Here is a 13,950-nt window from a genome sequence, read left to right as displayed (position 1 = left end):
AGAGTTAGAGTTTTATAAAGACTTTTATAGGGTTAAACTTTAATGAGGAATGAGATACCATCTCAATGGTTTAAAGTTAAAAGCTATTAACGATCTTCTTTGTTAAAAAACAGCTCCCTATAAAGAGAAAGGGGAGTTAAGGGTAAATGCGTTTTATCTTTAGCTCCCTTTTCCTTGTGCCTTTAGAGAAGAGGAACTACCCAGTTAACCATTCCGAACCTGGAAGTCAAGCTCTTCATCGCTGATAATACTGCTCTTTTCAAGAGTGGGAATGTAGGTCGGTGCAAGGATAGGGAAATGTTTTTTAGTCTTGCTTTTTATTTAATTTCATTATTGATTATATTTTAGTGCTTTATTTTTCTGTTGCTTTTTTATTTTTTTTATTTTTGGTTGTTTTGTTGATTTATTCAAAGGTTTTTGCTTGCTTATTTTGTTTAAGTTTTTTTATTGTTTTTAATGGTTTGATAACACGCATTGGTATGTTTTACTTTGTTTTATATAGTATCACTATTTTTAGTTTCTTGGGTTTTTATCCCTATATAATTAGTGTAAGATAACAACTATAATAAATAAATTTGAAAAGGTAGTCAATGTCTAGTGGTTTTAAAATGTTAAAAAGTCAGAGTTAAAGAATGGCACTGAACCTGAATTAATCATTATGGGACGGCTGAAAAATTCGCTAAATTGAGAGCGAGTAACCCTAACTTAAAAAGAACAATAGCTTTCACAGAAGCAGAAGGCTGACTTGAGCGCTGCGGGTCTATCTAGGGTTTATGAACATATGATAGAGGGTCAATGCGGAATTGTTTCAGTATTCATGGGGAATTATACTAGAGAAACCAATATGAAGCGGACTAAACACCTCAAGTCTCTCTTAAGAGCGTTATACCCTGAAGTGGGATTTATTACTATTCAAGGTTCTTGCCAAGAAAAAGCTAGCGATATTCCTAGTAATGAAGTTTCTTTTTTGTCTATACGCTCAAAGACCATCGCTTTGATTTAAGAGCAGAACTCATCAAATTAGGAAACAAATTCGAGCAAGACAGCATTGCGTGGTGTCCTGAAATGGTAGAAAAAGGCGGTAAGGTTTATGCTAGATTTAGTCTCATTTGCACCACACCAAACCTTGATGGGGTTGAGGCTTATGGCTTCTCTGGCAAAATACACAGGAAATGTAAATTCGGTCAGTTAATAGGAAAATCAGAGCTTGTCAGTTTTGGTAAAGATATGAACCCTAGCGCTAAATCATTCCAAAGTGCTTATTCAAAAATACACGGAAAGAAGTTCTTTTTCTATAAACCCACACAAATAGCCGAAAACACCTTACAGAGTTTAAAAGCCAAACTTGACGCCAATAGAATGAAAACTAGCACAACGGGTGGGGTAATAGGCACTTTCCGGTTATGTGGATATGAAAAAGGCGTTCAGGTTGGATAGCGTTCTAGGAACTAACCCATGAAAAAACTTAATATTACAAGCGATAAAGTCAGTCAAAGTCTCATCAATGCTATGAAAACTTACAAAATCAAACCGACTTTAAAAACGACTTTAAGTGAAGCTATGAATAACCCTAACTTAAAGGCGTTTGATGAGCTGACTAAAAAAGAAAAATACAGCATAACCGCTCCTTTCTAGATTGTATAAACATCTATATAACGATGAGTGCTTGTGTCTTTCGGCTAACAGAGAGTTTAAGTTGAGCTTATGGCAAGATGAAGGGTTTGATACCGCCGCTGATATGATTGTGGATTATTATAAGTGGGTCTGTTGGTGCTATCTTTTCTAAACACCTAATGAGCGATGCAGAGAATACCCAAAGAAACAAGGAATTGGAAGCGGATATTAAAAAACTATACCCAAAAATTGGTTACATTAAAGTCAATGGCGTTTATCAAGGCAGTAAAGAACCTAGCTTTCTTATCTACGCATTAGGTGTGGATTTATTGACAACCATTAGAGAGCTTGGATACCAATACAAACAAGATAGCGTGGTGTATTCTACTAGCAACAGCTCTGAAGCGTGGTTGTATTTCACTACCCTTTAAAATCCGCATTCTTTGAGAAAAAGGAAGGGTGAAGGTTATAAGCCTTATAAAAGGGGTCAAAAAATTAAGATTGCTAACCACATCAATATTGACCAAAATTGAGAAAGCCCCAACTCCCCTAAATTCTTAAAGAATTACTCAGAGACTTTTAAACACACCATAGCCTTTATGCGAAAATCTTATAGAGCGGTATCTGTTGATAGAGTAACGATAAAATCCATTAAAGCCAAGCTAGGGAAAAACCATTGCTATAAAGTAAGCGGTAGCCATCAAGTAGGGGGTGTGCGTAAAGTAATCTCTAGGTTCAACACTCAAAAACCCTTTTTTATTAGACAGTGCGCTAGAAGCCAATCAATTTGACACTAGAACCGGGTTGAGCGTTTGAGTTGTGGTAATAAGGTTAGTCCTAAACATGCTAACATGTCAAATTAGCTACATAAGAATAAGTTATCTTGTCTCTTTTAGCGATTTTGTGATTTAAAAGGAAAAATTTATGGATGAAATTAAAACGCTGTTAGTGGATTTTTTCCCGCAGGCAAAGCATTTTGGGATAATCTTGATCAAGGCTGTCATTGTTTTTTGTATAGGTTTTTATTTTTCGTTTTTCTTACGGAACAAAACCATGAAGCTTTTATCCAAAAAGGATGAGATTTTAGCGAATTTTGTCGCACAGGTTACTTTTATCTTAATCCTTATCATCACCACAATCATCGCGCTCAGCACGCTAGGCGTCCAAACCACCTCTATTATCACTGTTTTAGGAACGGTGGGGATCGCTGTGGCGTTGGCTTTAAAAGATTATCTTTCAAGCATTGCGGGAGGGATAATCCTTATTATTTTACACCCTTTCAAAAAAGGAGACATCATTGAAATCTCTGGCCTAGAGGGCAAAGTAGAAGCACTTAATTTTTTTAACACTTCTTTACGCTTGCATGACGGACGCTTGGCGGTTTTACCCAATAGAAGTGTCGCTAATTCTAATATTATTAATAGCAATAATACGGCGTGTCGGCGCATTGAATGGGTTTGTGGGGTAGGGTATGGGAGCGATATTGAACTGGTGCATAAGACTATAAAAGATGTTATTGATACAATGGAAAAAATTGATAAAAACATGCCCACTTTTATTGGAATCACGGATTTTGGATCCAGCTCATTGAATTTCACCATTAGGGTTTGGGCAAAGATTGAAGACGGGATCTTTAATGTGAGGAGCGAACTCATTGAACGCATCAAAAACGCCCTAGACGCTAACCACATTGAAATCCCTTTCAATAAGTTAGATATTGCTATTAAAAATCAAGACTCTTCTAAGTGATTGGTGTGAGACGCATTGATTGTAGTGATACTTGAATTTTAAAGGAGACCCTATGTCAAGCGATTTTAAAAACCTTTTCATCGGTGCTAATAATTCTAAACGCACCAAGCTAACTTAATAGCGAAAAAAACCCTATCAATTCTAACTCGTTATCATCTCTCATTGATGCCCGCCTTTAAGGAATACAAGGAAGCTAAAAGCCAACTACCTCTCTTTAAAATCTCTGTCAACTCTAACCAACCCCTATCCGCTCAATTAAACGAGTATGATAAGAAAAAGTCAGCGTTAAGAGCCGTTTTAAACACAAGGTCAAAAAGAGACAATAACCTAGTGCATTATGATGATTTGACTATGGCTCAAAAAATGAATACCACCGCTTTATCTATGAGCCGATTATGCGATCGGATGCTAAACTGCCCAGTAGCAGTTATCTCTGGTTATAGAACTTATAACGATAAAGCCATTATTGCGGATTATGGATTAAAAGAAGCCACCAAGATTTTAGAACTGAATGCGACAACAGAGGGCGAGAAAAAAGAGGAAGTTGAAGCCCTTTTAAAACCCTTTATGCTCACTAACACTGATAACGAAAAAAGAACCAAGTGGTTGAGAAAAAAGCTAGACCTATACAAGGGCTACATAGGATACAAAATTGTTAAAGGTTATACAGAGAAGCAGGTATGCTACAAGCTAACATAGAAACTAGCTTCATTTGTTTTGAACTCAAACCATTCCATAATAAAAATCAGTTCAAAGACATCATAGTGAATTTGGGTAGGGAGTTCAACCAAGACAGCATTATTATCAACGGCCCTAAAGATAAGCGTGGGGCTGTATTCACTTTAATATGCACTACACCTTATCCCTACTTGATGCTTGATGGGAAAAAACAAGACTTGGAGAACCCTTTGTTGAATTAAAAGACCCTAAATTTAGGAACTCTATCGCTGATGAAGCCTTACCTAATGGTCAGTCAAACCCTGATTTTTTGATTGCTTTCACGGAGTTTATGCGTAGCGTTGCTAAACACAGCTACAGCGAAACTAAAAAAGATAAAATCAAAAGAGATGATAAATCTAAATCCGCTAGGTTTGGGTTCTCTACCTATGAAAGTATAGCAAGAACTTATAAGGCAACCGAACAAAAAGACATTACCGCTAACAGCGTTCTTGCTAAATTAAAAGCCAATTTGATAGAGAACGGGCAGAGAAAAATAAGAGGAACTAGGGGTAGTTGGGAAAATTGGAGCAAGTGGGTTCCTGGATACTCCTACGACTTGAACGCTTCCTTTACTATGGATAGCGTTCTAGATAACACATACAAACCCAAACCCCTTAAAACTAATCAATTTGATACTAACGCTGGGTATTGTTCCATTAACGAACAAGACCTACTCAATCAGTTCATCAATGTGAGCACGAAACTATCCCACGACACCTTATTAGCGATAAGACAAACAGAAAACATAGACCTAGTTTATGCTTTGATTAAAGACACCACTTATAACAGCTTGAATAAGCGCTATGATTTTATCTTTGAGATTGATAAAGCGGTGAGGATTTCAATCATCTAGTCATTGAAGTCCCTCAAATCCGTCCTTAAGAATGCAGAACTCAATCAAGTTAAAAATGCATTGACCTCACAAATTCATAATGGGGCGTATAGTTTTAGGGGTGGTGAGTGTGAAAAACAAAGCCCTTGGTTTTTGCCAAACGAGTTTCTAGCGCTTCATTAACTAGGGGGCGTTTCGGGGATAATTTCCCCTTTAAAGCGCTTTAAAATCCCCTAAACGCTCTAAAAACTAGCACACCCATTAAAATCAAAGCTTTTTAATTTTATTCTAAAAAATAAATGAGAGCGAACCCAACAAACTGCTCTATTATAGCCTTGTAAAAATAGGGGAGAAAAGCGAGATCTCCGCAATCAGTCTTGCTGGATCCTCATGGTTGTGGGTATGGATAGCTCTTCTTCAGTAGGGATCTTTAAATACTCGCCATTGCCCACTTTTCTCGTTTGTTTCACCATAGGCTGAGAGAGCGTAGCAATAGATTCCAAACTCGCTCCACCGCTGTTTCTTTCAGCACCGGTTGCAATGATAGTAACGCGCACATGATCAATGGGGATACTCTCGCTCGTGTGTTGGCCAAACTTAACGTCAACATCTTGATTGGCTCGTTCTTGAATAGATATGCAAGCTTGAGAATAAGCATACATAGGATAATCAGGGTGGTGCTCAAAAAAGACAATAATGCTCTTAGCCCCATCAATAGAAGCGTCATCAAGAAGAGGCGATTGGATCGCATTTTCCACCGCTAATTTAGCGGATTCTTCGCCAGTGGCCTCACCAATACCCATTAACGCAAAGCCTTTAAAACCAAGAGCGCTTTTTAAATCAGAAAAATCAACATTAATATCACCGGGTTTAGTGATGATCGTAGAAATACCGCTCACAGCCCTAACCAAGACATCATCAACTTCCTTATAGCATTCTTTAGTGCTAGCGTTTTTTTTCATGGTTAAAAGAATTTTATCATTAGGGATAACCAAAATAGAATCGCTAGATTGCTCCAATTCCTTTAACCCCTCTTCGGCTTTCTTGCTTTTTTGAGACCCTTCGTATTTGAAAGGCTTGGTAACGATAGCAATCGTGAGCGCTCCCACTTCTTTTGCGATTTTAACGATAGTAGGGGTGGCTCCAGTCCCAGTCCCTCCTCCAAGTCCTGTAGAGACAATGACTAATTTGGCGTCCTTAATCGCTTCTCTAATTTCATTAGCGCTTTCTTCAGCGGCTTTCCTACCAATATCAGGAACCCCCCCAGCGCCTAAACCTCCAGTAGACTCTTTGCCTAAAAGGATTTTAACCGGAGCGGGATTGTTTTTGAGATGTTGGCCATCAGTGTTCGTTGCAATGGGGGTAACATCTTGATGCACGCCGTATTCAACCAGGTGTTTAATCATGTTAGACCCCCCACCTCCAACACCGATGACGACAATCTTAGCCCCTTTATAAGCTGGATCGCTTACTTCTTCAATGCTTGCTTGACCGATATTATAATTTTCCATCTCTGATTGATGAACCATAGCCACATTCCCCTTGAGATACGATTTTTGCAAATCTTAAACTTTGATAAATAGCTAAAGGATTATACCATGTTTTCTGGCTTTTGATAACTATCAAGGCGTTTTTATCGCATAAAGAAAAGGCTGTATCTTAAAAGATTTTAGAAATCTTATCAAGGAAACTTTTAAAAAAACCTTTTTGTTCGGTGGGTTTTATAGGCAAGAAGTCATCGTTTTTAGCGGTGTTTAAAGGAGCGTTAGGGGTTTTTAAATCGCTCAAATTCCTTTCTGTGGGCGATGAATGGATATGGGGGGTAGGGCTTGATTGATGGGCTGTTCTTGTGTAATCATCGCTTTCATGGTAGCGGATAACCCCTTTAGAGTCTCTTTCATAATTGGTATGCCCCCCTGCTTTGTATAAAATCAAGCCAACCACGACTGAAAAGCGAGGATCTTTCAAGTCTTCAAACATGCCCATGATATTGTATTTTTCCACAGGGGCCGCCAAACGCACCGGGTAATTAGTGAAATGGGTTCTGGCTAATTCTTTGATCCCTTTCATTAAAGCCATCCCACCGGTTAACACAACGCCTCCGCCCAAATGCTCTTCTAAGCCGCTATCCTGAATGCTCCTGTGGATGATTTTAAAAGTTTCTAAAGCCCTTTCCCTCATGATAGTTTGGATTTCACTAAGCGGCACAATATGGCTTTCATGGCCATCCGATCCGGTGGTAGGGATTTGGACATTTTGAGAGGGCGTTTCTTCTCCGCCTTCAAAAGAAAGATCCCCGTATTTGATCTTAACTTCTTCAGCGTAAGGGAATGGGGTGTTGAGCATGTGCGATAAATCCGTGGTTAAATGGTGAGAGCCTACGGGTAAGTATTTGTTATAGCGTATGGAATTGCCGCTATAAATCGTAAGGTTGCATGTCTCTCCGCCCATATCCACGCAAGCCACGCCCAATTCCCTTTCATCATTAGACAAGGTAGCAATCGAGGCTGCATAAGAATTGATCACGATGTTTTCAATCTCTACCCCAGATTGGATCATGATTTTTTCTAAATTTTCAATGTTGTTTTTTTCTGTATAGACAATGTGGATAAAGACTTCCAAGCGAGTCCCACTCATCCCTAAAGGGTCATTTACTTCTTGTTTGTCTAAAGTGAAACGATAGGGGAGGGCATGCAAAATATGTTTGTCGTTATCCAATCCTGCTTTAGCGCATGCGTTATTGATAGCGCGATTGATTTCATCAATGGTTACCACATTATCTTTGGTGCTAGCTACACCGGTAACGTCTCTAATGCTTTCAGTATAAGCTCCCGAAAAAGAAACAATCGCCTTAGTTTTAGGGTGGTATTCCCCAAAATGGGGCATGGGGTTATTTCTGTCTTCATCAGCGTTCAAACCTGCCATTTTTTTAGCGCTATTGATCACTTCTTTAATGGCGTTGGAAGCGTGAGCAAGGCTATTGATACGCCCTCTTTTAATGGCTTTTGAATTGATTTCTTTAGAGTCTTGATGGGCCGTGCCAATGATGCGCAAAATCCCTTCTTTAAATTCAGCCACTATCGCACAAATCTTTCTAGAGCCTATATCAACCCCTATAACGATTTCTTTATGTTCCATGATTTCCCCTTGCATTATTGAATGTATTTGACTATCTTATAGCGTTTTTTCAATTCTTCTATCAACGCTTTATCAAAAAAATCCGTTTTAGTGTTATTGACCAAACGCTGCATATACTGGCTTTCTTCTGCGTTAAATGAGTGGTTGAAATTTTGTTCTGTGATTTGATAGAGCACCACTTTATTACCAATAGTAATAAACCCCTTTTTTTCCTGGCGGTTAAAAAGGGTGTTGATAAACTTAGCGCTTTCTTCTTGGTTAAGTTCGCTAATAGTGCCTCCAAAATTAGGGCTTACATAGCCCACGCTTTTGCCTTTAAAATCCTTAAGCTTTTCTTTGGCTAAAGCTTGCAACGCCATAAGGGTTTTTTCTTGAGTTAGGCGGGTTTTAAGAGCGCTTTTAGCTTCATTAAAATTTTGCAATTCGTCTTTAATTTGAGAGATGAGTTGCACCACAATAAAACCATCTTTAAAAGGTTCTGGTTTTAGGATTTCAAGGGGCTTGAGAGCGGTGAGTTTTTGCGTGATTTCAGCAGTATAGGGGGAGTTGTTTTCTTCAAAATCTTGCGTGGTGTAGTTTTGTGCGTTCGCTTTTTTTAGAGCGATATAGCTCCTTAAGGCTTTTTCATTCGCTTTTTGCATGCTTAAATCATGCTTGACTTGATCTTGAACGCTTTTAAAATCCTGTAATTTCCCCTCTTTATCCAAATAAGACACCTTGTTTTTATGGTAGTATTCCTCCAATTCTTTCAAATCAGGTTTTTCCAAACTAGCGTCAAAATATAAAGAGCGTGTTTTAAAGCTCGTGGGCTTTTTAAAATCCCTTTTATGGGACTCGTAATATTTTTTCATCTCTTCTTCATTAAGAGAGATTTTAATATCACTAGGGTTTAGGATAAGAATGTCTAATTTGTCTTGCAATTTTGCCCAAAGCGATAGGCTGGATTGCTCCAAAGGGGTAGTGGTTTTGGGGAAGAGAGCGCTGATTTTTTGAAGGATTAAAAGCCTTTCAACGCTTTCTTCAAAATGCTTGGGGCGGTAATGGCTTTGTTTTAAGATATTTTTATACAATTCTTCATCAAAAACGCCATCTTTTTGGAAAACGCTCGTTTTTCTGATCTCTTTCGCCACTTCTTGCTTGGTAGCGCCAAGCCCTAAATCTAAAGCGAGATTTCTCAATAGGGCTTGATTGATGAGCGAATCTAGAGCGCTTTTTTCTAAATGCATGGCTTTGATTTGATCTTCAGTGAGTTCTTTAAAATTAGGGATAGACTCAGTATATGCGTCTTTAAGGCGGCGGTATTCTTGGGCTAATTCTTCTTGAGAAATCTTAATCTGTCCCACTTTGGCAGCGCTATCGCTATCTAAAGAAAAGCTGTATTGCCCCCAACCTATCATCCCGGCAGCAATAAAAGCGATCGTGCTTATCCATATTGTAACCACTAAATACTTTCTATGATTTTGCATCCATTCAATCATAAGAACTCTAATCCCTTTAAAAAATCAAAAATGTGAAATTCAGGTTTAAACAACCTTATAGTAAAATCAAATAACCTTATTTTAACCAAAGGTTATTAAAATTATCCTTATTATAGAGAGTTTTTAACATGAATTTTCAAGAAAATTTAGCCGCTTTGGATTTGGAATATCTTTGGCACCCTTGCTCGCAAATGCAAGAGCATCAAAATTTCCCCATTATCCCCATTAAAAAGGCTCAAGGGATTTACCTCTATGATTTTAATGATAACGCTTACATGGATTTAATCAGCTCATGGTGGGTGAATCTTTTTGGGCATAATAACGCCTACATCAGCCAGCAGCTTAAAAATCAAATTGATAGTTTGGAGCATGTCCTTTTGGCTTCTTTTAGCCATAAGCCCATCATCACGCTCTCTCAAAGGCTTTGCCAGCTCACTCATATGGACAAATGCTTTTATGCGGATAACGGCTCATCTTGTGTTGAAATCGCTTTGAAAATGAGCTATCACGCCCATTTTTTAAAGAATCAAACACGCCGCAAAAAGCTTTTTTTATCGCTTTCTAATTCCTATCATGGCGAGACTTTGGGGGCGTTAAGCGTGGGCGATGTGAAACTTTATAAAGACACTTACACCCCTTTATTGCTCAAGAATCTCACCACACCCGTGCCTAAAAACGACCATGAAATAGAAAATAGTTTGAACGCTTTAAAGCGTTTGTTAGACAAGCATCATGAAGAAATTTGCGCCTTCATTGCAGAGCCTCTTTTGCAATGCGCAGGGAATATGCATATTTATAGCGCAAGATATTTAAAACAAGCCGTTTTGTTGTGCAAGCAAAAAAACATCCATATTATTTTTGATGAAATCGCTACCGGGTTTGGGCGCACAGGGAGCATGTTTGCTTATGAACAATGCGGAATTGAGCCTGATTTTTTATGCTTGTCTAAAGGGATTAGTGGGGGGTATTTGCCTTTAAGCGCGCTATTAACCCACAATGAAGTCTATAACCAATTTTACGCTCCCTATGAAGAAAATAAAGCGTTTTTGCATTCGCACAGCTACACAGGAAACGCCCTAGCATGCGCATGCGCGAACGCTACGCTGGATATTTTTGAAAAAGAAAATGTTATTGAAAAGAACAAGGCTTTAAGCGGGTTTATTTTTAGTGCGCTCCAAAACGCATTAAAACCCTTGATAGAGCAACAAGTGGTGTCTGATTTAAGGCATTTGGGCATGGTCTTTGCCTTTGAAGTCTTTATTCAAACCAAAGAGCGTTTGAGTTTGGCGGTTTTTAAAAAAGCTCTAAAAAAAGGCCTGTTATTACGCCCTTTAAACAACACCATTTACCTCATGCCCCCTTATATTATCACGCATGAAGAAGTCAAAAAGGCGGTTGCGGGGTTAGTGGAAATTCTTGATGAGTTAAAAAAAGGCTGAAAACAAATAGTAAAGAGCTTGAATTTTAGTCAAGCGATAGCCTCTTTTTCTCTTTGATTTTAAAAATCAAGCTTTTCACTTGATATTAAGCCTATTCAATCAAACCTATTCAATGATTTTAGGCACAACGAAATAATGATCCTGGCTGTGTTTGTTTTGGCTTAAAATCTCTTTGGCAATGTTAGGTTGGCTTTTGGGCTCGTCTTCTCTTAAGGGGGTGCATAGCTCTGTATCCGTTTTTAGCGCGCTAGTTTCTAAAGCGAAGATGTTTTCTACAAAGCCTAAAACCTCCGCTAAATGGCCTTTAACACTCTCTTTATGCTCGTCTTTAATCTCTAGCATGCTCAATTTTTCTAAGCGTTGCAATAGTTTATCATCAATTTGCATTCTTTTCCTTTAGTTTAAAATAGGGGTTCGTCCATCGTTACTGGGGCTTTGATGCCCATGAGCTTTAACACGCTGCTAGCGATATTGTTTAACGCTCCGTTTTTTATGGATTTGACTCCATTCCCTAAAACAAAGCAATACACGCTCCCAGCGGTGTGGTTGGTTAAGGGGTTTTGGTTTTCATCTTTCATGCGTTCGCAATTCCCATGATCGCTGGTTAAAAGCATGGCGTAATCCAATTTTTTAGCCAGTGAAAGGATTTCCCCTAAGCATGCATCCACTGCTTCTACCGCTTTGATACTCGCTTCAAAATTCCCCGTATGCCCCACCATATCGCCATTAGCAAAATTCACAATGATCAAATCCGTGCCTAGTTTCATTTGCTCCAACACCGCAAGGGTTACTTCTTTAGCGCTCATTTCAGGCTTTAAATCATAAGTGGTAACTTTTGGACTTGGGATAAGCACTCGGTTTTCATTTTTAAAAGGCGTCTCCACTCCGCCATTGATGAAAAAGGTTACATGCGCGTATTTTTCAGTTTCAGCGATATGGCTTTGGGTCAGGTTGTGTTGAGAGACCACTTCAGCGAGCGTGTTTTGAACGCTTTCTTTGGGGAATAAAACAGGGTAGGGGAAAGTGTTATCATAAGGCGTCATGGTAGCGATATGGAGTTTTTTAAAAGTTTCGCGTTTAAAGCCACTGAATTCCTTTTGGCCTAAAGCGCTCACGATTTCTCTAGCCCTATCATTCCTGAAATTGATAAAAATAAAACTCTCATCATCTTGCATGCCGCAATAATTTTTAAAACAAGCGGGCGTGATAAATTCATCGGTAATATTTTTATCATACTGGCTTTGGATATACTCGCTAGGGCTTAAAGGCGTGTGATTAAGCCCCATTAAGCTATGATACGCAAGCTCAATCCTTTCAAAACGCTTATCCCTATCCATGGCATAAAAACGACCGCTTATGGTAGCGATTTGAATGTTTTCATTGCAGATATTTTGCATTTGTTTTAAATAAGTTAAAGCGCTTTTAGGAGCGACATCGCGCCCATCGGTGATTAAATGCAGACAGACTTTTTTATGGGATTTTTCACACTCTAAAGCCAGAGCGATAAAATGCTCAATGTGTGAATGCACGCCTCCATCGCTCATCAAACCCATAAGATGCACCACAGGGCTTTTGTGGATCGTGTTTAAAAAAGCGGGGTTGTTTTTTAAGTCATCGTTTTGAAGGCTTAAAGAAATTTTGACTAAATCCTGATAAAGTACCCTACCAGCCCCAATGCACATATGCCCCACTTCAGAATTTCCCATTTGCCCCTTAGGTAAGCCCACGCTCAAGCCATGCGTATCAATTAGGCTATAAGGCAAGGTTTTAAACATCAAATCATAAGTGGGTTTTTTAGCATGAAAGAATGCGTTATGATCGCTATCTTTACGATACCCAATGCCATCAGTGATAATCAAAAGAGTTTTTTGCGCCATTTTTAGGACTTTTTAAAGCTCTTGCATGAGGGTGATATGGTTGGCTAAAATCGCATTCCTTTGCCCTGGAGAGCAATTTTTGCACACTTCTTGTTTTTTGGAAGCGGTTTTGGTGCTGTTTTTTACATTATTTTTATTGTTTTTGGAGGAACGTTTTTGGCTCACTTTAGCCGGTTTTTTGGGGCTTTTTTTAGCGGGTGTGAAATCAGTGCTGTTGATTTGAGCCAAATACATGGGTTTATCTTTTGCTTTTTCTGGCTTACTCTTTGTTTGCTCGCTAGTTGCCTCTTTCATTTCTTGGGATTTTTCTGCTTGGGTTTCTTCTATTTTAGTTTCTTTGGCAATTAAGGCTTGGGGCATGGCGTTGCCGATAGGGTCTAAATCCAGGTTGCTATTAGCACTTTTTTGCAATTCTTGGTCATTACTGGACTGCGAATCAAAGATTTTAGATTCTTTCAAACGCCTAATCCTGTCTTGTATCTCTTCGTAATATTTTTCAGCATCAGCGTTAGACTTCTCGTTTTTTTCCCAACGACTGCCCTTGTTGTAAGATTTAATCATGTCTTTTAGATTGTCATGGTAGCGTGTTTTCCAATAGAGCAACTCTTTTAAAGCCACTTCAGAAGCAAACGCATCGTCTTTAATGAGCAATTCCCCCATCACATTACGCAAAAAGGGGCTATCATTATGCCCATAGCTTTTTAGAACGCTAGGGATATAAGAATGGTACACACCAGCGCTCGGATCGGAAAAATTGATTTTATAAACCCCTGCGCATGATTCTTTCCATGCGATGCCTGCCATTTCATAGCCTAAATTTTCTTTAGAGCCGAATTGATAAGCGGCTTTTAAGACTTCTTTTTGCTTAGCGTTAAAATCTTTAATATTGTCGCAATTGGTCATCATGACTTTAGTAACGGGCGATTTGGGTTTGTTTTTAACCCCTTTAGCGGGCTTAGGCTCTGTTTTAGTGGGGCTTTCTGCTGCGGCTAAACTTAAAGATGCGCTTAAGGCTGTGCCTAGCCATAAGGCTTTAAAGATGGTGTGAGTGAGTGGGGTTAAATGTTTCAAAACGCCTACCTTTTGTATTAAGAAATAAACTA

16 protein-coding genes and 1 rRNA gene are annotated in these 13,950 nt (G+C 38.8%); 11 read left to right on the top strand and 6 right to left on the bottom strand.

What is annotated here, in order from left to right; all coding sequences use genetic code 11:
* Nucleotides 1-172: 172 nt before the first annotated feature.
* The 10 genes from rrf to DQL14_RS06115 all read left to right on the top strand — a co-directional run bounded on the left by rrf (nt 173) and on the right by DQL14_RS06115 (nt 4,936).
* A 5S ribosomal RNA gene (rrf, locus tag DQL14_RS06160) occupies nt 173-290 on the top strand.
* 491 nt (nt 291-781) lie between these two features.
* The gene (locus DQL14_RS08415; protein ID WP_157956331.1) at nt 782-1,003 is read left to right on the top strand and encodes a hypothetical protein; all 222 of its coding nucleotides are present in this window, start codon (nt 782-784) and stop codon (nt 1,001-1,003) included.
* Between the two features lie 62 nt (nt 1,004-1,065).
* A complete protein-coding gene (locus DQL14_RS06150; protein WP_001848286.1) occupies nt 1,066-1,437 on the top strand; it encodes a hypothetical protein in 372 nt (123 codons plus the stop codon).
* 18 nt (nt 1,438-1,455) lie between these two features.
* Nucleotides 1,456-1,635 (top strand): hypothetical protein, encoded by a 180-nt coding sequence (locus DQL14_RS06145; RefSeq protein WP_000735874.1) that lies wholly within the window; start codon nt 1,456-1,458, stop codon nt 1,633-1,635.
* Between the two features lie 158 nt (nt 1,636-1,793).
* On the top strand, nt 1,794-2,045 hold the full coding sequence (locus DQL14_RS06140; protein ID WP_108169100.1) for a DUF3293 domain-containing protein: 252 nt from the start codon (nt 1,794-1,796) through the stop codon (nt 2,043-2,045).
* Nucleotides 2,046-2,213: 168 nt separating this feature from the next.
* Nucleotides 2,214-2,405 (top strand): hypothetical protein, encoded by a 192-nt coding sequence (locus DQL14_RS08545; RefSeq protein ID WP_108169099.1) that lies wholly within the window; start codon nt 2,214-2,216, stop codon nt 2,403-2,405.
* A 133-nt stretch (nt 2,406-2,538) separates the two neighbouring features.
* Nucleotides 2,539-3,363, top strand: coding sequence for a small-conductance mechanosensitive channel MscS (mscS, locus tag DQL14_RS06130; RefSeq protein ID WP_021304837.1), 825 nt, complete (start codon nt 2,539-2,541; stop codon nt 3,361-3,363).
* 165 nt (nt 3,364-3,528) lie between these two features.
* Nucleotides 3,529-4,062: a hypothetical protein gene (locus DQL14_RS06125; RefSeq protein WP_097704859.1), complete on the top strand. Its 534-nt coding sequence runs from the start codon at nt 3,529-3,531 to the stop codon at nt 4,060-4,062.
* Complete coding sequence (locus DQL14_RS06120; protein WP_108169098.1) at nt 4,044-4,283, top strand: hypothetical protein; 240 nt, start codon at nt 4,044-4,046, stop codon at nt 4,281-4,283. The genes DQL14_RS06125 and DQL14_RS06120 overlap by 19 nt, the downstream gene beginning before the upstream one ends.
* A gap of 89 nt (nt 4,284-4,372) precedes the next feature.
* Nucleotides 4,373-4,936: a hypothetical protein gene (locus DQL14_RS06115; protein ID WP_108169097.1), complete on the top strand. Its 564-nt coding sequence runs from the start codon at nt 4,373-4,375 to the stop codon at nt 4,934-4,936.
* 350 nt (nt 4,937-5,286) lie between these two features.
* On the opposite strand, the gene ftsZ is transcribed toward DQL14_RS06115, so the two are convergent.
* From ftsZ to DQL14_RS06100, 3 genes are all read right to left on the bottom strand, one after another.
* On the bottom strand, nt 5,287-6,444 hold the full coding sequence (gene ftsZ / locus DQL14_RS06110; RefSeq protein ID WP_108169096.1) for a cell division protein FtsZ: 1,158 nt from the start codon (nt 6,442-6,444) through the stop codon (nt 5,287-5,289).
* 130 nt (nt 6,445-6,574) lie between these two features.
* Nucleotides 6,575-8,068, bottom strand: a complete 1,494-nt coding sequence (gene ftsA / locus DQL14_RS06105) for a cell division protein FtsA (protein ID WP_162296882.1) — start codon at nt 8,066-8,068, stop codon at nt 6,575-6,577.
* Entirely contained in the window at nt 8,068-9,531 is a 1,464-nt protein-coding gene (locus DQL14_RS06100) for a peptidylprolyl isomerase (protein ID WP_108169095.1), read from the bottom strand. The genes ftsA and DQL14_RS06100 overlap by 1 nt, the downstream gene beginning before the upstream one ends.
* Before the next feature lie 128 nt (nt 9,532-9,659).
* Here DQL14_RS06100 and DQL14_RS06095 point away from each other — a divergent pair, with 128 nt between their 5' ends.
* Nucleotides 9,660-10,970 (top strand): adenosylmethionine--8-amino-7-oxononanoate transaminase, encoded by a 1,311-nt coding sequence (locus DQL14_RS06095; RefSeq protein ID WP_108169094.1) that lies wholly within the window; start codon nt 9,660-9,662, stop codon nt 10,968-10,970.
* A 105-nt stretch (nt 10,971-11,075) separates the two neighbouring features.
* Here DQL14_RS06095 and gatC read toward each other — a convergent pair whose 3' ends face one another.
* From gatC to DQL14_RS06080, 3 genes are read right to left on the bottom strand one after another with little or no spacing between them, the layout of a single operon-like run.
* Nucleotides 11,076-11,357: an Asp-tRNA(Asn)/Glu-tRNA(Gln) amidotransferase subunit GatC gene (gatC, locus tag DQL14_RS06090; protein WP_001846722.1), complete on the bottom strand. Its 282-nt coding sequence runs from the start codon at nt 11,355-11,357 to the stop codon at nt 11,076-11,078.
* A 14-nt stretch (nt 11,358-11,371) separates the two neighbouring features.
* Entirely contained in the window at nt 11,372-12,847 is a 1,476-nt protein-coding gene (gene gpmI / locus DQL14_RS06085; RefSeq protein ID WP_108169093.1) for a 2,3-bisphosphoglycerate-independent phosphoglycerate mutase, read from the bottom strand.
* Nucleotides 12,848-12,859: 12 nt separating this feature from the next.
* Complete coding sequence (locus DQL14_RS06080) at nt 12,860-13,918, bottom strand: hypothetical protein (protein WP_108169092.1); 1,059 nt, start codon at nt 13,916-13,918, stop codon at nt 12,860-12,862.
* Between the last annotated feature and the right edge of the window lie 32 nt (nt 13,919-13,950).

Origin of the sequence: Helicobacter pylori NCTC 11637 = CCUG 17874 = ATCC 43504 = JCM 12093 (assembly GCF_900478295.1) — a bacterium.
Classification (GTDB): Bacteria; Campylobacterota; Campylobacteria; order Campylobacterales; family Helicobacteraceae; genus Helicobacter; species Helicobacter pylori.
This window is presented reverse-complemented; position numbering and strand designations above follow the sequence as displayed.